Here is a 19,938-nt window from a genome sequence, read left to right as displayed (position 1 = left end):
GGCCAATCACTCGCGGTGGTGTTACGCGGGGACTGCGGCATCCAGCTCTTGCTTCGGCCCGAAGAATTCGTAACGCACGCGGTGTTCATCGACACCGAGTTCCCGCAGGCTCGCGTGGATACTTTGCATGAATGGTTTGGGTCCGCAGAAATAAAACTCGGCGTCCGCATACGGCGTCCAGTCACGCAGCAACTCCGTCGTCACGACTCCGACCGCATCACACCTTCCGTCCTCGACGTCCCCCGGCAACGGCTGATCGTAGACGACGTGGGTCTGCACGTTCGACGCAACTTCGGCCAGATTGCGGAGTTCGTCGGCGAACGCGTGAACGCGGCTATTGCGCGCCGCTTGCAGGAAGTAGATCGGCACGTCGGGATTCGCATGGGCGATCGACTTCGCCATCGACAACAGCGGCGTCACTCCGATACCGCCGGCGAGCAACACGACCGGCCGGGCCACTGCCGCAGGGTCCACCGTGAATTCGCCACAAGGCGGTCCGAGTTTGATGTGGTGGCCTTCGTCGATTGCGTCATGCAGGTGGCTGGAGATCAAACCGTCGGGCGCGTCGGCAGTCAGCCTTTCTTCGCGCTTGACGCTGATGCGATAGTGCGGTTGACCGGGACGATCCGACAAGCTGTAGTTGCGTGGGGAAGTTGGTGTGTGCGGATGATCGATGTGAACCGTGATGTACTGACCGGGTTTGAACGGCGGCAGTGGCCCCGCGTCCTCGGGCGTTAAATAAAACGAAGTGACGACGTCACTTTCGGCGACTTTCTTGGTGACGACAAAGGTCCGTGTCCCGTTCCAGCCGCCCGGTGCCGCCTGCTGCTGCCGGTAGATCGCTGACTCGCGACCGATGAAGATGTCTGCCAAGAAACCGTACGCTTCTGCAACGGCGTCGATGATCTCGTCGGTCGCCGCGTCGCCCATCACGTCTTTGATCGCCGCGAGCAGATTGCTGCCGACGATCGGATAGTGTTCGGCTTTGATGCCCAACGAACAATGTTTCTGGGCGATCAGTTCGACCGCGGGCATCAGCACGGCGGGATTGTCGATGTGCGTGAAATAGGCACAAATCGCCCCGGCCAACGCCTTCTGTTGGCCGCCGGTGTGTTGGTGTGATTGATTAAAAAACGCCTTGACCTCGGGATTGGCCTGGAACATCCGCTCGTAAAATCGCCGCGTGATCGTTTCGGCATTGGCGGCGACCAGGGGGGTGATTTCTTTGACGATTCGAATCGTTTGTTCGCTCAGCATCTTGTTCGGCAGCTCGTTTTGGCGGGAAAACATGACAGGAAACACCAAATCTGCATGCCAGTGTATAGTTTATGCATTGGGCGTCAACCGGGAGAACCGGATCGTGTCGACACCACCTGTCGATCGTGCCAGCATCAACAGCCGGTTGTCTCTGCCGAACGGTTGACACTGCCGATGTTGACGGGCTGCCGATGTTGACTGGCTGCCGATGTTGACGGGCTGCCGTTGACATTTCGTCTTCGCCGCGACTAAAACATGTATTCCCCATGCATGTTTACAACACTGGCGTCCAACCGCGCCCCGAGAAGACCTTAGATGCCCACAGAAGAACGCAAGAAGTCAAAAGTTGAACTGATCAAGGAAGCCAGCGACGGGCTTCGTGGCAGCATCGCGGCCGAGCTGGCCGATTCCTCCACCGACCATGTCCAAGACGCGACGACGAAGCTGTTGAAGTTTCACGGGACCTACCAGCAGGACGATCGTGATCTGCGAAAGTCGCGACGAAAAGAAGGACTCGGCAAAGCGTATTCCTTCATGGTTCGCAATCGCATTCCCGGCGGAAAGATGACCGCCGCGCAATTTCTCGGCGAACTCGACATCGCCGACGAACTTGGCAACGGGACGATCCGGATCACAACCCGGCAGAGCATTCAGTTGCACGGGGTGGTCAAGAATAACTTGTGGGACGTGATTCATCGGATCAACGCGATGAAGCTGTCCACGCAATCGGCTTGTGGTGACGTGACACGAAACGTGTGCTGCTGCCCGGCTCCGCTGCGGCATGACGGTTTGCGAGACCAGCTGCAGCAATTAGCCGACGAAATCGCCGACCATGTCCGCCCCAGAACCGGTGCCTATCACGAGATATGGATCAAAGACCCGGAAACCGGCCGGCGTGAGCAAGTCGTCGGCGCACCGGACGACTCGGAGCACGACCCGATCTACGGCGAAGCCTACCTGCCGAGAAAATTCAAGATCGCATTGGCGCTGTGCAGCGACAACTGCATCGACGTCTACGACAACGACCTGGGACTTCTGGGAGTGACCGAAGGCGACACGCTGATCGGGTTCAACGTCTTGGTCGGCGGCGGGATGGGGACAACGCCCAGCAAGAAGCAATGTTTTCCGGCATTGGCAAAGCGTCTGGCGTTTGTTCAAACCCAGCATCTGCGGGCCGTCATCACGGCGGTCATCATGGTGCAGCGGGACCTCGGCAACCGCGCCGACCGCAGCCAGGCACGTCTGAAGTACACGATCGCCGACATGGGATTGCCGGCGTTCAAGACCAAGGTCGAACAATACCTCGACCAGGCCGAGTCGATCTGTGGCATGCCCCGTGGAACGGTCCCACGACCGTTGCCTGATCCCCACCCCGACGACGTGACCGGCCACGACGACCACATGGGCTGGCATGAACAAGGGGACGGAAAGTGGTTTTTGGGGCTGCCGATCGAAAACGGACGCGTCAAGGACGAAGGTGATTTGCGACTCAAGACGGCGCTGCGCGAACTGTTTCGCCACCATGTTTCCAATTGCCGGCTGACCGCCCAGCAAAACCTCTTGTTGTGCGACATCGCACCGGAGCAACGACCGACCATCAAATCCATCCTGGCCGACCACGGTGTTGTGACGGTTGAACAAATCAGCAATGCGCGTCGATTCTCCTTTGCTTGCCCGGCGCTGCCGACCTGTGGCCTGGCCGTCACCGAAAGCGAACGAGCGTTGCCGGGTGTGATCGATGATCTCGAAGCGGAACTCAACGATTTGGGCCTGTCCGCCGAGCAGTTTTCGATTCGCATGACGGGATGTCCCAATGGCTGTGCCCGACCCTACAACGCCGATGTCGGATTGGTCGGGCGCAGCATGGATGGAAAAACCGGCGAAGGTCGCTACACCGTGTTCCTAGGCGGCAATCTTCGCGGCAACCAGATGGCGGCAATCTACAAAGATCAAGTGCCGCGCAGTGAGATCGCGGTGACGCTGCGGCCGGTGTTCCTTCGATTCAAACAGGAGCGAGCCGCCGGCGAAAGCTTTGGTGATTTCTGTGACCGGATCGGTGTCGAGGAACTGTCCCGACCCTGCGAGGTCGCCGATTAATCAGGCCCGCCCCTGCGAGTCAAAGTCCGGATTCTCAAGCGTCAGGAGTCGCCCAACGGTGAAGATCGAAACACACCCCGTCCGAATGCTCTATGGAATCGAAACGCGCGTCTCCGGTGAGTGCGACGATCAGATCAGCGCCCTGTGGGAGCGGTTCCATTCCGAGGGCCTGATCGACGACATGCCCGAGCGTGTCGATGACTTTCTGATCGCGGCCTACCTGGAATACGAAGGCGATCGTTCCGGGGCCCGCACGTACTTTCTGGGCTGCGAAGTGTTCGACGCCTGCTGTCCAGAGGAAGGGTTTGCCATCCGTGAGATTCCCGCCGGCACCTACGCCGTTTTTCAGTCCCGCGGTGACCAGCCGGGCTCCTTGGCTGAAACTTGGCAACAGATCCGATCGGGCAACTTACGCCGCAACTTTCTCGCCGATTTCGAGATCCATGATCCGGCCGATCCGAGCTCGGTGGCCATCTATATCGGGCTCACAGATCAATGCGTTACTGCACACGATTGAGTTGCCGACGCGTCGGGACCACGTCCGCAAGCGTCACACCGTCAAGGTATTCGCGCTGCACGCGCTCGGCTTCGGCCAACACGCCCTTGAGCTTACAGAACGAATGGATGACACAGGAGTCATCGCTGCCGACACAGGAAAGCAGATGCATGTCGGTTTCCATGGCAGCGACGACCTGCCCGACGGAAATTTCCTCCGCTGGCTTCGCCAATTCGATCCCCCCGCCGACGCCTCGGGTGCTAAGAATGTAGCCTTCGCGTGCGAGCAAATTGACGACCTTCGCCACATGATTGACCGAGATCCCAAACAGTGTTGCGATATCACGTACGTTTGCGCGAGACGATCGCGTCGCCAAAAACATCAACGTGCGCAACGCATAATCGGTCTGAGTGGTCAGCTTCATGGAAATCGCAACAGTCGGGTCGGGTGAAACAGACAAGATGAGGCGTTGTTCAGCCCGGCAGTGCCGGCCAATGCCGATCACCGGTACCCACCTTCCACGTCCGATCCCATGCCAGCGGGAAGCGTGAGCGAGCGGCTCCCGATGCCAACGGGAACCGACACGAACACCCGCGACAGCCTCACGCCGCAGGCACCAATACCGATTGAGGGGCATCAACAACCCCCGCCCAGGAAGTTGGAACCCGAATCACGATCGATGCCGCGATTGTAGCATCAAGCCCGCCAATCCAAAATCGCTGAGAAAGGCCCGAACCAGGCCGAGGACCGAAAATGAAAAATCCAACAAGGCTCGCGTTTTCCTTGTGCATTCTGACGATCTCGATCCTGGTGCTGGTTGTCGACGAGTCGCCGGGGAGGGCCAACGAGCCTGCGGCGGTGGCACACGGGCAAGCGGCCGCCCCAGAGGTCCCACCCTCGACAACTGTTCCCGAAGCCCGTGCGCGGGCCGTGTTGCTCTACGAATCGATGCATGGAGCGTTGCAGGTGGCTCACCGAGACCTGTTTGATGAAGACGACGCCCACGCGATCCCGTCCGCTTCGCTCGAAGACGTCTTTGACGCATTGGCCGAACAATACTCCGTGGAACTCAAATGGCTGATCGTCGAAACCGACATCGTCAACGTTGACCATCAGGCCGACGATGAATTCGAAAAGGCGGCGGTCGTCGCGCTCAAGGCAGGGAAGCCCCGGCACGAAGCGGTCGAGCCATCTCGCTATCGATTCGCCGGCCCGATCCGTCTGGCGTCACAATGCTTGAAATGTCACGTCAAACACCGAACCAGCACGGAAGACCGAACCGCGGGGCTATTGATTTCGATGCCGCTCAGGCTCGATCAGTGAACCTCGAGTCGCTTTGCCGCTCACAGTCGCTCGGCGCGTTTCTTGTGAGCCGTTGGCGCTAGCCTCGGGCCTGGCACAAGTGAGCCGTCGGCGCTAGCCGCGGGCCTCGCATGAATCCTGGTGGAGCACGGGCCCGCGGCTGGCGCCGTCGGCTCATGTGGTTTTGATTCATTCGGATTGATAACTTGGTACACCGGCAGCTCAACCGCCTACAGCGTCCAGTAGATCGCCATGCCACCGGCGTACACGGTCAGCACGGCAAAGGAGTCGACTCCCATCCCCAGGATCGTCCGGTCGCGTCGTTCGAGAATCCCCCACAGGTACAAGCAAGTCACCAGGATCCCGAGCGCGCCGAGAAACGCGACCGGTGGTTGCATGGCATCAAAAATGGGGCCTTCTCGATAGGCGAGTTCGGCAGGCAAGAACAGCGCGATCTCCAGGCTGTTGGTCCCCAAGATATTTGCCGCGGCCATGCTGTAGGCCCCGAATCGCGCGGCGGAATAGGTCGTGCTGACCTCCGGCAAACTGGTCGCCAGGGCAACCAGCGTCGCACCGATGATGCTTTGCCCGATCCCGGTTTGCTCCGAAATCGTTTCGCCGGCTCGGGCGACAAGAAACCCGCCGACGAGCACCACCAACGACGCCAGCAGGAACGAAGCGACCAACCGCGCCATCGAGACGCCTTTGAAAGCGTCCCGGTGCGCGTCCTTTAGGTCGCGGGCAGACTCGGGCGGCTGAGCGATCTCGCCGCGCGGCTCCCATCGCGGATCGCCTTCGTAGCGGTAGATCACGCCCATCGAAAGCAGGTAGGCGGCAAACAACGCGATCGGCCAAATGCCGATGCCTTTCCACGAATAGAGTTCGCCGCTCGTGACCGCGGCGGATGCCATCGCGACCAGCCCGATCAGCATGATGCCCGCCATCAGCAACGACGACCGTGGTGAAAACAGCGTCAGCGGTTGACCGCGCAACACGAACGCGTCGATCAAACCGAGCACCGCGATCTGCATCACGACGCCCCCCAACAGGTTCGTCCCGGCAAGCTCGGCGGCACCGGAAGACGAGGCGGTGAGCGTCGTGGCCAATTCCGGCAGGCTCGTCGCGCCACCCAACAGCAGCGCACCGGCAAACGCTTTGCCCAGCCCCGTCCGGTCCGCGATCAAGTCGACGTACTTGCTGAGCTTGGTTCCTGCTCCCCACACCAACAGCGCACCGACAGCGAACACGGAAAGATTGGCGCCGATGGAATAGTCTTCGAAGCTCATGACCGATTCTCCCGCAGCAACACGCATACCGAGCGGCGGCGTCACAGCGTTTCTCGGCCAGCGAATTTTCCTTCGCGAACCGTCACGCCGGTCGGCTGGCCGCCGCTCCCAGCCGATGACCGCGAGCCGCGCAGAGAACGAAAAACGGATCCAGCCGCCCGGTCACAGTGGTCCGCGGTTGCAGAGTGCCTTCTTCGTCGCCCACCGTCGTTTTGTGGGCATGACATTTGCGTGCCAGCGCTAACCGTTTTCTCGTCGTCGGTGAAAGCGTTGCCAGTCCTCGGAGGACGCCGCTGCGATGGTCCGAATTCGTGCAACCTGGTCAAATCCGATCCAGCCGTCATGCGTCCTGAATTGATCGACGATGTTTCACAATCGGCGCTCGACCCGGCGGGAGTCGGTGCCGCACGAATCGCCGATCTGTTCCATTGGATGGTCGGTGGCGGGGTAGTGATCTGGTTGATCGTCATCGGGTTGGCGGTCTATTCGATCGTAGTTCCCAGGGGACACCGCCCTCGATTGACCAAGACGCTCGTGATCGGCGGTGGCGCCGTCGTTCCGACGATTGTGCTGTCATCGCTGCTGTGCTACGCGTTGGCGATGCTGCCGGATCTTCACCAACCTCCGCCGACGGGAAGCCTGACCGTTCAGGTCAGCGGCGTGCGTTGGTGGTGGCGCGTTCAGTATCGAACCGACAATGGCCAAACGATCGAAACGGCCAATGAGATTCGATTGCCCGTCGGCGAAGCGGTCGATTTCAAGTTGACCAGCGAAGATGTGATCCATTCGTTTTGGATCCCTTCCCTCGGCGGCAAGGTGGACATGATTCCAGGGCGCATGACCCGTTTGAAACTTCACCCGACACGGGTTGGTACGTTCCGCGGGGTCTGCGCCGAGTACTGCGGCACGGCCCACGCCCAGATGAGATTCGATGTGATCGTGATGCGGCGGCCGGAGTTTGACGATTGGCTGAGCAGTCAACGCAGTGAGGCTCGAGAACCGGCACAGCAACCGGCGATCCGTGGAAGCGTGTTATTTAAACGCAAGGGCTGTGGCGCCTGTCATACGATCCGAGGCACGGAGGCACAGGGCAGGGTCGGTCCCGATCTGACACATCTGGCCAGCCGCATCAGCCTGGGCGCCGCCATCAAGCCGAATCATACCGAGAACCTGCGTCGCTGGATCACCGAGACACACCACGTCAAACCGGGGGTGACGATGCCGGCGTTTCAATCGCTCGACGAAGGCGAGGTGGATGCCATTGTCGCGTACTTGGAGCAACTGCATTGACTGCCGACGCGACCACCACCGAATCCCGTGACCCCGACGCCAAGCGGTTGTTCGATGCATGGCGGACACCGACCGGGTGGCGATACTGGTCGGCCGTCAACAACTCCGAAGTCGGACTGTGGTACGTGGTCGCATCGTTCACGTTCTTTTTGTTCGGCGGAATCCTCGCGCTGTTGATGCGGATTCAGCTGGCGGTTCCCGAAAACGACTTCCTGACCGCGGATCAGTACCATCAAGTGTTCACGATGCACGGCAGCGTGATGATGTTCTTGTTTGCCGTGCCGATCCTGGAAGCGATTTCGATTTTATTGCTGCCCGAGATGCTCGGTGCGCGTGACTTGCCGTTCCCCCGACTTTCGGCGTACGGGTTCTGGTGCTTCCTGATCGGTGGCGTCTTTGTCTGCGGATCGATCTTCTTCGGCGTGGCTCCCGAGGGCGGATGGTTCATGTACCCGCCGATGACGACGGAGTATCAAACCGGCGTCGGCGTGGACATCTGGCTGTTGGGATTGTCGTTTATCGAAGTGGCGTCGATCGCCGCGGCGGTTGAATTGATCGTGGGCGTCCTGAAGTGCCGCCCACCGGGAATGCGATTGAACCTGATTCCGCTGTACGCGTGGTACATCCTGGTCGTCGCCGTGATGATCTTGTTCGCGTTTCCGCCGTTGATCGCCGGCGACTTGTTGATGGAACTGGAACGATCGCTCGATTGGCCGTTCTTCGATGCCTCGCGTGGCGGCGACCCGATGTTGTGGCAGCATCTGTTTTGGATTTTCGGCCATCCCGAAGTCTACATCGTCTTTCTGCCCTCGGTCGCTCTGCTTGCGATGATCGTGCCGACATTTGCTCGCACCGCGATGGTGGGCTACGGATGGATCGTGCTGGCGGCCGTGGGGACCGGATTCCTGAGCTTCGGCTTGTGGGTCCACCACATGTTCACGACGGGGCTGCCGGCGATCTCCATCGGCATCTTTTCGGCCGCATCACAAGCCGTCGCAATCCCGACCGGGATTCAGCTGTTCTGTTTCATCGCCACGCTGTTGGTCGGCCGCGTCACCAAGTCGGTCTGTTTATTGTTCACTCTGGGCGGACTGGCGACGTTCATCATCGGCGGCCTGACCGGCGTGATGGTCGCCGTCGCTCCGTTCGACTACCAGGCACACGACACGTACTTCATCGTCGGGCACCTGCACTACGTGTTGATCGGCGGAACCATCTTTCCGATTGTGGCCGGCGTTTATTACTACTATCCGGCGGTCACCGGAAAACAACTGTCCGAACGTTTGGGGCGGAGTGCGTTTTGGTTGATGCTGATCGGCTTCAACATCAGCTTTTTCCCCATGCACTTCAGCGGTTTGCTGGGGATGCCGCGGCGAGTTTACACCTACCAGGCCGAGCTGCACGTCGGAACATTGAATCTGATTTCGACGATCGGCGCATTCGTGTTGGCAGCGGGTTTCCTGGTTTTCCTGTGGGACGTGCTCAGGCCCAAATCGCGCCAGCCACTCGCGCCGCGCAACGTTTGGAATGCGGGAACGTTGGAATGGTTGGCCGAAGTGCCGGATAAACCCTGGGGTGTCCGCAGCATTCCGATTGTCGAAACGCGCTACCCGCTGTGGGAGCAAGAACGGTTCGTTGACGATGTCGACGAGGGGCGGTTTTATCTACCCGGTGCGGACGAAGGAAAACGCGAAACCCTGGTGACATCGGTCGTCGATGCGGAACCGATTCAGTGCCTGCGGGTTCCCGGGCCGACGTTCCTGACACATCTCGCGGCGGTGTTTACCGGCGGCGTTTTTATCTTGTCCACGTTCCACTGGTACGTTGCCGCAGCGATCAGTGGCGTGCTGGCGGTGGCAACGATCCTGGTCTGGTTGTGGACGGGGACGGCGTGGATCCCAGAGAAACACGAAAAAGACGTCGGTCGTGGTGTGACGCTCCCGATTTATGTCTCCGGTTCCCGCGCCGTGGGCTGGTGGGCAATGTTCATCACGATGCTGGGCGACATGACCGCCTTCATTTCACTTGTATTCGGTTACTTCTTTTACTGGACGATTCAAGAGGATTTTCCGCCACAAGGTTCGAACGGACCGGGTTGGATTTACCCCACCGCGGCACTGCTGACGATCACGTTGGTCTGGTTGGCGGTGATGGCGGCACGGACATGGAATCGCCAGGATCGCGGCCCGATGTTTTACGGGGCGATCGCTTTCGGCGTCACGCTCAGCCTGGCGGGCGTCTGGGCTTTGCTGATGGGACCGTCCAGCCATGCGATGGACCCAACCTCGCACGTCTATCCGGCAATCGTGTGGGTGTTGGTCCTGTGGACGGCCTTGCACGTTGTCGTCGGGATTGTGATGCAGCTGTACTGTGCGGCGCGACGAATGGCGGGCAAGATGACCGCGCGCTATGACGCCGACATCGTCAACGTCACGTTGTACTGGCACTTCATCGCTCTGACCAGCTTGATCACGTGGTTGGTGGTCGCCGCGTTTCCGATGGTCGCGAGGTGATGACGATGTCGAAATCAAATTTGCACGACAACCGGATTTCGCCGTTGTGGGCGATCGTCAGCGCCCCGGCGATTTGGGCGATGCATTTCCTGGCCAGTTACATGACCGCAGCGGTTTTTTGTGCGAAGTTCGCCGATTCGGATGGTTCGGCAGGTGAAGTGCAACTTGCCGTGATGATTTACACCGTCATCGCACTGCTATTGATTGTCGCGATCGCGGTCATTGGCTTTCGTCATCATCATCACGGTCGTCAATTCACGTCGCATGACGATTCCGGCCGGGACGCTCAGCGGCGGATGATCGGGTTTTCAACCTTCTTGTTGGCATTGTTGAGTGCGGTTGCGACCGTCTTCACCGCGTTGGTGCTTGTTTTCGTGGGGACCTGTCACTGATGCGATTGTTCCTGTGGAATCTCGGTTGGATGGTGTTGGCGCTCGCTTGGCTGGGCCCGCTTCCCGGTCTTGCCCGCAACTCGTTCGCCGCACACATGACGCTGCACATGTTGATCGTCGCGATCGCCGCGCCGCTATTATCGATCGCGGCGTCGGGTCTGCGCTACGATCCGGTCAAAAAGTGCCCGGCGTTCTTTTCTCCGATCCCGGCGTCGGTCGGCGAGCTGGTCATCGTTTGGGCCTGGCACGGCCCCGGCCTGCATCATTGGGCCCGGCATGACCTGTCGGGTTTCGTCGTGGAACAGTCCAGCTTTCTGGCCGCGGGCGTGTGGGTTTGGTTGTCGGCCTTCGGAGGCGATCGGCCACGTTCACGCGGGCGGAGCGCCGCCGGCGTCGTCGGATTGTTACTCACATCGATGCACATGACGCTGCTCGGCGCGTTGCTTGCCCTCTCTCCCCGGCTGTTGTTTCAACACCCGCACGGATTGAGCGGCTTGACTCCCCTGGAAGATCAGCATCTCGGTGGCGCGATCATGCTGGTCGTCGGCGGGATCGTCTACTTGGCCGGCGGGCTCGTCTTGACAGGAGACCTGTTGCGAAACCGTGCAACGGACGCCACGTCGCGAGACGGCAATTCGATCGTTCAACCGGCAATCGTGGAGAGATCAACATGAAGGACTTTTTTAAGAAACTGACACTACTTGGGCTGTTCGTCGCCGTCCTCGGGATCTTCGCGCTGGTCACCGGGATCGTGCCGGTCAAAGCCAGCAGTGGGCATTGGCCGATCACCCATTGGATTCTGGATTTCGCCAGCGACCGTTCGATTTCAACGCACAGCGCAGGCATTGAAGTTCCGATGTTAGATGAACCCGGCATGTTGACGTTGGGGGCCGGGACCTACCAATCCAATTGCCAGTGGTGTCACGGTCGGCCGGGATCAGTTCAGCCACGCGCGACGTCCAGAATGACGCCCGCCCCACCGTTCTTGCCCGATGTCGTCGACCACTGGGAAACGCATCAACTGTTCTACATCGTCAAACACGGAATCAAATTCACCGGCATGCCCGCGTGGCCGACCGAGCAACGTGACGATGAAATCTGGCCGTTGGTCGCGTTTTTGAAACAGGCGGGCGGCATGAGCGCCCAAAGCTACGATGAATTGCTCGCCGTGGAAGAGAACACCGATGCGCCTGAGATCGTGATCGAAGCGTGCGCGGTTTGCCATGCCGACGATGGATCTGGATGCGGCAGTGCTCGCGTGCCGATCCTGGCCGGTCAAAACGAAGCATACTTGCGTGATTCACTGCGTGCGTTCGCCCGTGGGAACCGACACAGCGGAGTCATGGAACCGATCGCCGCCCGACTGGACGATGACGAAATCGACGACGTCGCCCAGTGGTATGCATCGCAAGCCCCGCCCGCCGGCCCGCAACCGGATCTTGATGACAAGGAGGTCCAGGCAGGCCGTGAATTGCTCTCGCAGCAAGACGACACGCTGAAGATCGCAGTCTGTTCCGATTGCCATGGTGAATCGAACGATCCCGCGTATCCCATTTTGGCCGGTCAGCCGGCAGAGTATCTGGATCGTCAACTGAGACTGTTTCGCGAGCGTACACGAGGCGGATCCGACAGCGGCAACCTGATGCACAAGATTTCCGACGCGATCAACGAACGACAATCCAAACAGCTTGCAAGCTACTTCGCATCGCTGCATCGCGACCCGCCGACGTCGCGAGATGATTGAGTGAAAGAGGCGTCCCGCCCGTCGATACAGCAGTCGGTCATACCATCTGCCGCACGTCGGAAGCAAACGTAGGAAAGGCGAACAGGGTCGATTTGAGATCGGTCGCTGTCAAATCGTGTTTCATCGCCAGAGCGAACAGGTTGATCGTCTCCTCTGCCGACGGGCCGAGCAGATGGGCGCCAAGGATACGATCTGTTTGTTTGTCAACGAGGACTTTATAGCCCGAACATTCTTGACAAGATTTCCGAACGGAGTTCCAACCGGAGGTGTCGGCGTGACGGACATCGACATCGAATGACCGCTTCGCCTCACTCTCAGACAATCCGATCGCGGCGATCGCAGGGACCGTGAAAGCGACCTGGGGAATGACGCCGTAATCAGGCCGCCGAGAAGGCGATTCGGCGAATAGGTTTTTGGCTACGATTCGAGCCTCCTCATTGGCCGTCGGCGTTAGCATCGGCTTTCCCGTGTCGGCACAATCTCCCGCGGCATACACGCGGGGGTTGCTCACGCTCCGCATGAATTCATCGACGGTGATCCCTCGGTCGCTGTATTCGATCTCGCCCGCTTTCAAGTTCAAGTCACAAACGTTGGGAATCCTGCCGGCACCATGCACCACCAGGTCGGCTTCGCCCCACTTTTCTTCCCCTGACTGCTCATATCGGACCTTCATCGCTGCATCGCCGGAACTCTCGATCGCGTTCACTTGGGACGACGTGTGAATGTTGATTCCGTGCCGCGCGGAATACTCCACCAGTTGACTGACAAGGTCGGCATCGAACGGCGACAGGACATGCTCCTCTTGCTGCAGAACGGTGACTTCAGAGCCGGATCTCGCGACGACGCATGCAAACTCCATCGAGATGTAACCGCCACCAATGAAGACGACACGTGATGGGATTTCCGCCAGTTCCAGAAAGGCATCACTGTGGATCGCACGCTCCCCACCAGGGATGTCCAGCGGTCGCGGACGCGCGCCGCTGCCGATAAAGAGACGGTCGGCGGTCAATCGAACATTGTTGACAAGGATCGCATCGGGTCCGTCAAAAGATGCTTGGCCGTGGAATGTCGCCATCCCCTTTTTCAAGTACGAGCGTTCCGATTTTTCAACAACCGGGTCGGTGAACTCGCGTTTGAACGATAATAGTTGCGGCCAGTTGATGGCGAGACGTTCGGCGTCGATGAGTTTCCCATTGGCCGCGCGTGACCGATCGATCAGGTCCGCGGCATTGACGTACACTTTCTTGGGATTACACCCCCGCAATGCGCAGGTGCCCCCGAACTCCCGTGCTTCGACGATCGCCACGCGGCGTCCGTCTTCATTTGCGTTTTCGGCGACCGTCGACGCCGCTGGACCGGTTCCGATCACGATCACATCAAAATGTGTCGCACTCATGGCAGTTCAATGTCCAACCCGTGATTGATACGATTGGTGAAATTCGCCAATGCGACGGTCGCTGCAAGCGTAACCAGTTGTTTGTCGCTCAAGAATTCTTTGACCTTGGCGACCGTGTTCGCTTCAACCGCCGCGGTCCTGGTCAATTGTTCGGCATACGACAACACTGCTTTCTCCTGCTCGTCGAAGGCATCGCTTCGCGCGTACCGGTCGATCGCCTCGATCTGCTCGTCGGTCGCACCGGCTTTTTTGGCCGCTTGGCGGTGGTAGTGCGAACAATATTCGCAACCGTTGATTTGGGAGGACTTGAAGTACGCCAATTCCCGGAGTTTCGCGGGCAAATCCTCGCGGATTCCGTCATTGATCTGTGTCGTGCCCCCCAGGACATCAGGCTGGTGGGCGAGCGTACTGAAAATGTTCAATGATTGACCAAACTGTTCTTCGATCGCCTTCAAGATGGGTTGTGACTTGGCGGGTGCCTCGGATTGTTTCAGTGGTTGAACGTGCGGCATGAGTTTGTTGTTTCGTTAAGGTAAGCAAAAAAAGGGTGAGGGTGGCCGGTCGCAGGTCGGCGCCTGATTCAGCCCTGATCCGTCGATTCAGTGCAAAAATGGTGCCGCACACATGCGGATCCGGTTTCCGCCGGGTTTGGACCGAACTGGTCGTCACATCTTTGGTGGATTCTTTCAACCCGCCGATGGTCCAGGCGATGCGGCGCAGGGGCGTGATAGGACCAATAGGACAAAGGGGACCTATAAGTCGCATAAGTCTCTTTGGTCCCATCGCACGATTTTTGCCCTCATCGTTTTGCCCATATTTCGTTGGATGACTCCGCACGGTTGCATCAACGTAATCGTTCTTCGAAAATGGAAGCCACACGCTGTTGATTTCGCGATGGCAGCTCGGCTTGCTGCTAACCCCGCGCCCGACTTTTGGGACGTCTCGGATTGGCTGTGCGACTCAAACGCCTGATCGATTCTGCCTCGCCTGACGCCCGCGTTACCAACGAATAGGATGCAACATGATTCCATGCCCCGCCTCGATACGGCGCGGTTACCGCCGGACATCCCCACGTCGTCTGCTTCACCGAATCGCAACACTCGCTCGTCTCGCAATTGCAGTTGTGGCGACGCAATCCCTGGTTGTGTTTGTCGCAAGCGCCCAGTCACCGCCGCGCCCCAACATTGTGTTCATCATGACCGATGACCAGGGGTACTGGGACACCGGCGTGACCGGCAATCCGCACATCGACACGCCGAACATGGATGCGATTGCCGAGCAGGGGATTCAGTTGGACCGCTATTATGCCGCGCCGGTTTGTGCGCCAACGCGTGCCGGATTGATGACCGGCCGCTACTACCTGCGTACCGGTTTGTACAACACGCGGTTCGGCGGCGATTCGATGGGGCTCAGCGAAATCACCGTCGCCCAGTTGTTGAAGAAGGCGGGTTACCGGACCGGATTGTTCGGCAAATGGCACCTGGGCAAGTATCCCGGCTACCAACCGCAAGAACGCGGTTTCGACGAGTTCTTTGGCCATTACCATGGCCACATCGAGCGTTACCAGTTTCCCGACCAGGTCTACCACAACGGGCGTCCCGTCGATGCACGCGGCTACGTCAGCGATGTGTTCACGGACGCGTCGATCGATTTCATCGAACACGCCGCCGAGACGCATGACGGACCATTTTATTGTGCGTTGATGTTCAATGCTCCCCATTCACCGTTCTTATTGGACACGTCGCACTACGCCCAACCCGAAGGCGACAAGACGCTGAAAAAGTACCTCGATCGCGGGCTGCCGATGCGTGAAGCACGGACCTACGGCTTGATCGACCGCGTCGACCAGAACATCGGACGACTGCTCGACGCCCTAGAACGGGCCGGCGCCGCCGACAACACGCTGGTCGTGTTCACCAGTGACAACGGTGGCGTCAGCAAGTTTTTCAAAGGCGGGATGAATGGCAACAAGGCGAGTGTCTACGAAGGCGGAGTCCGGGCGCCGTGCTTCGTCTGCTGGCCGAAACGAATCAAACCGGGGCAGATCGTCCACGGTCAGACCTCACACGTCGACTGGCTGCCGACCTTCTGTGAACTGGCCGGCGTCGGGATTCCGCAGGATCGCACCATCGATGGCGTCAGCCTGGTCAACCTGCTGACCACCGGGGCGGATCAACCACATCACGCGTTTGTTTATCACACCTGGGATCGCTACCAACCCAACGCCGACAAACGCTGGTCGATCAGCGATGACCGCTGGAAGTTGCTGTGCCAAGTCGGCAGCACCACCACGTCCTCGCGATCTCACTGGCGATTGTTCGATCTGCAATCCGACCCGGGAGAAAAACACAACGTCGCGTCCAGGAATCCGGAACAGGTGGAGCGGTTGCGAAGCGAATTCGTCCGCTGGTTTGCCGACGTCACCGCAGAACAAACCTACACTCCGGTTCCCGTTCCGGTCGGCGAGGTGCCCGTCGACATCGAACCGAGCTGGTCGACTTGGACCGGGGACAACATTCAGTACGTGTTCGACGGGTATGACTGGGATACGATCCAGGGTTGGCGGGAATCCGGTGAGCGGGCGAGTTGGAATCTGGATGTCGAACAAGCCGGTCGATATCACGTGCGTCTGACCTACGGTTGCCGTCCACTCGACGCCGGCGGCAAACTGTCGCTCCAGAGCGGCGACCACGCGATCACACACCACGTCCAGGCCAGCACAACCGCCGACCAATTTGAAAGTCACGTCGTCGGCACGCTGCATCTGGAACAAGGCCACGTGGAACTCGTCGCCGAAGTCGAGACGTGCCCGGGACGCGAATTGATGCGTTTGAATCGGATCACATTGGAACGCGTGGAGTGAGCGGGGGTGCGTCTCTGCCAGCGGGAAGCGTCAGCGAGCGGCCCGAGGTCACCCCGCAACCAACGCCCGCCACTGGCTCACGCCACGTGCTGGCATCCCATGCCAGCGGGAAGCGTCAGTGAGCGGCGCGCTACTTTCCAAAAAATCACTCTTCCGGCACCAGTTTGCTCGGATCAATCACGACGTGCTTGACCTTTTGCCGTTTCCAGGTGTACGTGGCATGAACCATGCCATCGTCGGTCTGGATGATCGCGGGATAACTAAACTCGGCGCGTTGTTCTTGCTCCAACGTTCCCACGCGCGTCCAATGATCGCCGTCCTCGGAGATAGCCAGATTCAACATCCCGCGTCGTCCCCAGCCGCTGCTTCCGCTGCCCAGATGGTTGTAGATCAACAAGTGACGCCCATCGGCCAGTGAGACGGCTTCGATCCCCGAATTGGGGTTCGGCAGATCCAACGCTTTCAGCTCCGACCAGGTGTTGCCACCGTCGCCGGAGCGGGTGCTGACGATCACGCCCTCCTTGCTGCGGCACAAAGCCTGCAGACTGCCATCGGCGTGCCGCAGGATCGTCGGCTGGATCGCGTTGAACTTCGATGCATCGTTGATCGGTCCGATCCGCGTCCAGGTTCCCGCAGGCTGCCCACCCACGAGATCGACTTTCTCAAAATGCACGCGCCACCCGTCGTATTCGGTCGACGAACCACTCAGCAGACGTCCATCGTCGGTCAAAATCGGCTTGCAACGCACCGGACCGTCGATCCCCTCGGGCAAACGCACTCGGTCACGGAACGTTCGTCCGCGGTCATAGCTGACCATCATCTCGCCCCACCAGCTTTGCGGGTCGGGGCCGACTTTGAAAAACAACAACGTGGGGGCATCCCCGGGCGGCTGAAATAACACCGGATTCCAACACGGGTGCCGCAGTCCATCATGCTGAACTCCCGTGGCGACTTGCGACGGCGATGACCAGCGGCTGCCGTCGTGATAGCTGACCCAGATCCCGACGTCCTTGTGCTTTTCTTTCGTCCCGCCAAACCAAGCCGCCACCAACCCGCGGCTGGTTTGACAAATCGTCGACGCGTGACACTCCTTGGTCGGCATCTTGTCCGAAACGAACTCTTCGCTGACCAGACCGGGCATCCTCGGCTCCTTCGCTTTGTCGTCCACTTTGGCCGTGGTTTGCGTTTCAGAAAACTGGATGCAATCGTCATGGGCGATGTAGTAGATCCGCCCGTTCTCTGCCCCGACCATCAAATCGGGCTTGCCGTCGCGATCCAGGTCACAGGCCGAGGGGCTGGACGTGTGGCCGGCGACGTTACGGCGGGCCAGATTGCCGACGCGTTTGAGAACGATCTTTCCATCCACAGAATCACAATTGCGGTACCAGATCGCGTTCTCGGAATTGACCAGCACATCCAGCCGCCCGTCGCCGTCCCAATCCACCACGGCCAGTTTGTATCGGCCGGATCCGCCGCAGGATTTCGAGTTCATACGGATCGGGTTCAGTTGCTCGTCGACGAACACACGCTGTGCCTCACCGGCATCCTTTCGCAGCGTCAAATAACCTTCCTGGTCCAGCATCACCAGATCCAGTTTCTGATCGCCATCGAAGTCGATCACCAGCGGTGTGGTCCGCCACTGCGTCAGTGCCGATTGGCTCTTGGTTCGCCACCAGTACCACGCCGGCGGTGCCTCCGTAGGTGTCCCAGCGGTCTCGGCCTGGACCAGCACGCCACCGTCGTTTCGCAACCACTGGACGCGGGACAAGATCGAGTTGTAGACGATGTCGGGGTCACCGTCGCTGTCGACATCGGCAACCGAAAGTGTCGTGTAGCCCCATTTTGCTTCGCACGGTCCCTGGATCGAACCGCTCGGTCCGGCCATCACGCGGAACGGTTCACTGGTTCGCCCATCGGCCGATTGCACTTCAATCAATGAAGGAGCCGACCACTTCGGCAACCCATTGCCGCCGTCGCCCAGGTTTTCAAAGTACGCGATGTTCCCTGCGGTGTTGCCGCAGAGGATGTCTTCGTCGCCGTCGCCGTCCCAATCGTAGGCGTACGGTGTCGCCAGCGCACCGAACTTGAGCGTGTCGGCTTGTTGGCGAAAGTATTGCGGCGGCAGGAAGACCGGTTGGCGGTCCCGCAGTTTCCCCGTGTTCTCGATCAATGCGACCCGACCGTCTTCGTCACCGACGATCAAATCGATGTCGCCGTCGCCGTCCCAGTCCGTCGCGGTCGGCGTGATCATTTGCAGATGCATCACCAGCGGGTTGCCCAACTGGTCGTTGAGCTTGATGCCGGCGGCGTAGACCGGTCCGGTACGTGATCCGATATTTTCGAAGTACGTGAATCCGTCCAAGAACTCACCGCACAGTAGATCCAAGTCGCCGTCGCCGTCAAAGTCCGCAAAATTCGGTGACGGCCAACCGTAGACGTCGATGTCGCCGCCGGCAGCCGTCAAACGCTCGGGCGTCGCCGAGTATTCCGGTTGCTCGTCGGTTCCGTCGTTATTGATGATGTAGACGTTTCCGTGCAGCGGTCCGTTTCGCCATCGCCCGGCAGAGTCGTAAGCGTGATCCCAGCCATAGTCGGTCCAATCACCGGTTCCGACCGCCAAGTCCTGGTCTCCGTCGCCATCAAAGTCGACGTAGCGCCACATGTTGCCGCGGACCTTGTTGGCGTGAACGTTAGACTTGGGGTAAATCTTTTTCGGCTTATCAAAATCAAACGTTCCGGATGACGCCTCACGCGGAAATTCGCTTCCCGGTTGCAAGATCCTCGGTTGCCCATCGACATAGCTGATCTGCAGGTTGTGACCGGCCTTGCCGAGCCGAACGCCGGGTTTGAACACGGGCATTTTGATGCTCGGATCCTGAGTCGGGTTCTCAAAGTAATAGACGCCGCCGGACGGCTTGTCGGGGCAGGCGACCAGCAGATCCAAGTCGCCATCGCCGTCGTAATCCATCGGCATCGGCCAAGCCCAAAGTCCGACGCCGAGATCGACTTCGAGTCCGGGGTTGTTGTACGGCAGCGGCTGCAGTTTCCACTCGGGGTCGGCCGCGTGCGAAAAACCGGCCGCGACGGCTAGACAAAGTGGCAGGAGGTGGCGGGTGAGGCGATTCATAGATTTGTCGTCGGTGGGGAAAGGAAGGGGTGGGAGGCGGAATGAGTCAGGGGCAAAACAATGGGGTGATAGGGGGGAAGGCAGAATGATGGGGGGCAGAATGATGGGGAGGCTGGAGGAGGACAGGTCGTAGGCTCAGCGGTGACTAACATCATTCTGCCCCGTATCATTCTGC

Annotated in this window: 15 protein-coding genes; 9 read left to right on the top strand and 6 right to left on the bottom strand. The window is 59.5% G+C overall.

Features of this window, described 5'->3' with window-relative positions:
• Window positions 1-21: 21 nt before the first annotated feature.
• Window positions 22-1,257: an NO-inducible flavohemoprotein gene (gene hmpA / locus Mal15_RS25970; protein WP_147872536.1), complete on the bottom strand. Its 1,236-nt coding sequence runs from the start codon at window positions 1,255-1,257 to the stop codon at window positions 22-24.
• Window positions 1,258-1,572: 315 nt separating this feature from the next.
• Between hmpA and Mal15_RS25965 the strand changes: the two genes are divergently transcribed.
• Window positions 1,573-3,354: an NADPH-dependent assimilatory sulfite reductase hemoprotein subunit gene (locus Mal15_RS25965; protein WP_147870413.1), complete on the top strand. Its 1,782-nt coding sequence runs from the start codon at window positions 1,573-1,575 to the stop codon at window positions 3,352-3,354.
• A gap of 58 nt (window positions 3,355-3,412) precedes the next feature.
• The gene (locus tag Mal15_RS25960) at window positions 3,413-3,871 is read left to right on the top strand and encodes a GyrI-like domain-containing protein (protein WP_147870412.1); all 459 of its coding nucleotides are present in this window, start codon (window positions 3,413-3,415) and stop codon (window positions 3,869-3,871) included.
• Here Mal15_RS25960 and Mal15_RS25955 read toward each other — a convergent pair.
• On the bottom strand, window positions 3,855-4,274 hold the full coding sequence (locus Mal15_RS25955) for an RrF2 family transcriptional regulator (protein WP_147870411.1): 420 nt from the start codon (window positions 4,272-4,274) through the stop codon (window positions 3,855-3,857). The two genes, Mal15_RS25960 and Mal15_RS25955, sit on opposite strands and share 17 nt — an antisense overlap.
• Window positions 4,275-4,603: 329 nt before the next feature.
• On the opposite strand from Mal15_RS25955, the gene Mal15_RS25950 reads away from it, so the two are divergent.
• The gene (locus tag Mal15_RS25950; RefSeq protein ID WP_147870410.1) at window positions 4,604-5,173 is read left to right on the top strand and encodes a c-type heme family protein; all 570 of its coding nucleotides are present in this window, start codon (window positions 4,604-4,606) and stop codon (window positions 5,171-5,173) included.
• Window positions 5,174-5,382: 209 nt separating this feature from the next.
• Here Mal15_RS25950 and Mal15_RS25945 read toward each other — a convergent pair whose 3' ends face one another.
• Complete coding sequence (locus tag Mal15_RS25945) at window positions 5,383-6,438, bottom strand: sodium:calcium antiporter (RefSeq protein ID WP_147870409.1); 1,056 nt, start codon at window positions 6,436-6,438, stop codon at window positions 5,383-5,385.
• Window positions 6,439-6,780: 342 nt separating this feature from the next.
• On the opposite strand from Mal15_RS25945, the gene coxB reads away from it, so the two are divergent.
• From coxB to Mal15_RS25920, 5 genes are read left to right on the top strand one after another with little or no spacing between them, the layout of a single operon-like run.
• On the top strand, window positions 6,781-7,728 hold the full coding sequence (gene coxB, locus Mal15_RS25940; protein ID WP_147870408.1) for a cytochrome c oxidase subunit II: 948 nt from the start codon (window positions 6,781-6,783) through the stop codon (window positions 7,726-7,728).
• Complete coding sequence (gene ctaD, locus Mal15_RS25935; RefSeq protein WP_147870407.1) at window positions 7,725-10,241, top strand: cytochrome c oxidase subunit I; 2,517 nt, start codon at window positions 7,725-7,727, stop codon at window positions 10,239-10,241. The genes coxB and ctaD overlap by 4 nt, the downstream gene beginning before the upstream one ends.
• A gap of 5 nt (window positions 10,242-10,246) precedes the next feature.
• On the top strand, window positions 10,247-10,633 hold the full coding sequence (locus tag Mal15_RS25930; RefSeq protein ID WP_147870406.1) for a hypothetical protein: 387 nt from the start codon (window positions 10,247-10,249) through the stop codon (window positions 10,631-10,633).
• Window positions 10,633-11,307: a cytochrome c oxidase assembly protein gene (locus Mal15_RS25925; RefSeq protein WP_233903036.1), complete on the top strand. Its 675-nt coding sequence runs from the start codon at window positions 10,633-10,635 to the stop codon at window positions 11,305-11,307. The genes Mal15_RS25930 and Mal15_RS25925 overlap by 1 nt, the downstream gene beginning before the upstream one ends.
• Window positions 11,304-12,377, top strand: coding sequence for a c-type cytochrome (locus Mal15_RS25920; protein ID WP_147870404.1), 1,074 nt, complete (start codon window positions 11,304-11,306; stop codon window positions 12,375-12,377). The genes Mal15_RS25925 and Mal15_RS25920 overlap by 4 nt, the downstream gene beginning before the upstream one ends.
• Window positions 12,378-12,414: 37 nt before the next feature.
• Here Mal15_RS25920 and Mal15_RS25915 read toward each other — a convergent pair whose 3' ends face one another.
• Together Mal15_RS25915 and Mal15_RS25910 are read right to left on the bottom strand one after the other, a co-directional pair.
• Window positions 12,415-13,773, bottom strand: coding sequence for a dihydrolipoyl dehydrogenase family protein (locus tag Mal15_RS25915; RefSeq protein WP_147870403.1), 1,359 nt, complete (start codon window positions 13,771-13,773; stop codon window positions 12,415-12,417).
• Entirely contained in the window at window positions 13,770-14,285 is a 516-nt protein-coding gene (locus tag Mal15_RS25910; RefSeq protein WP_147870402.1) for a carboxymuconolactone decarboxylase family protein, read from the bottom strand. The genes Mal15_RS25915 and Mal15_RS25910 overlap by 4 nt, the downstream gene beginning before the upstream one ends.
• Before the next feature lie 509 nt (window positions 14,286-14,794).
• Here Mal15_RS25910 and Mal15_RS25905 point away from each other — a divergent pair.
• Window positions 14,795-16,636, top strand: coding sequence for an arylsulfatase (locus Mal15_RS25905; protein ID WP_147870401.1), 1,842 nt, complete (start codon window positions 14,795-14,797; stop codon window positions 16,634-16,636).
• Window positions 16,637-16,781: 145 nt separating this feature from the next.
• On the opposite strand, the gene Mal15_RS25900 is transcribed toward Mal15_RS25905, so the two are convergent.
• A complete protein-coding gene (locus tag Mal15_RS25900) occupies window positions 16,782-19,763 on the bottom strand; it encodes an exo-alpha-sialidase (protein WP_147870400.1) in 2,982 nt (993 codons plus the stop codon).
• Window positions 19,764-19,938: the final 175 nt, after the last annotated feature.

This window comes from Stieleria maiorica (assembly GCF_008035925.1).
GTDB classification, from domain to species: Bacteria; Planctomycetota; Planctomycetia; order Pirellulales; family Pirellulaceae; genus Stieleria; species Stieleria maiorica.
Note: the sequence above shows the minus strand (reverse complement) of the source record. Positions and strands in the feature narration are given on the sequence as shown.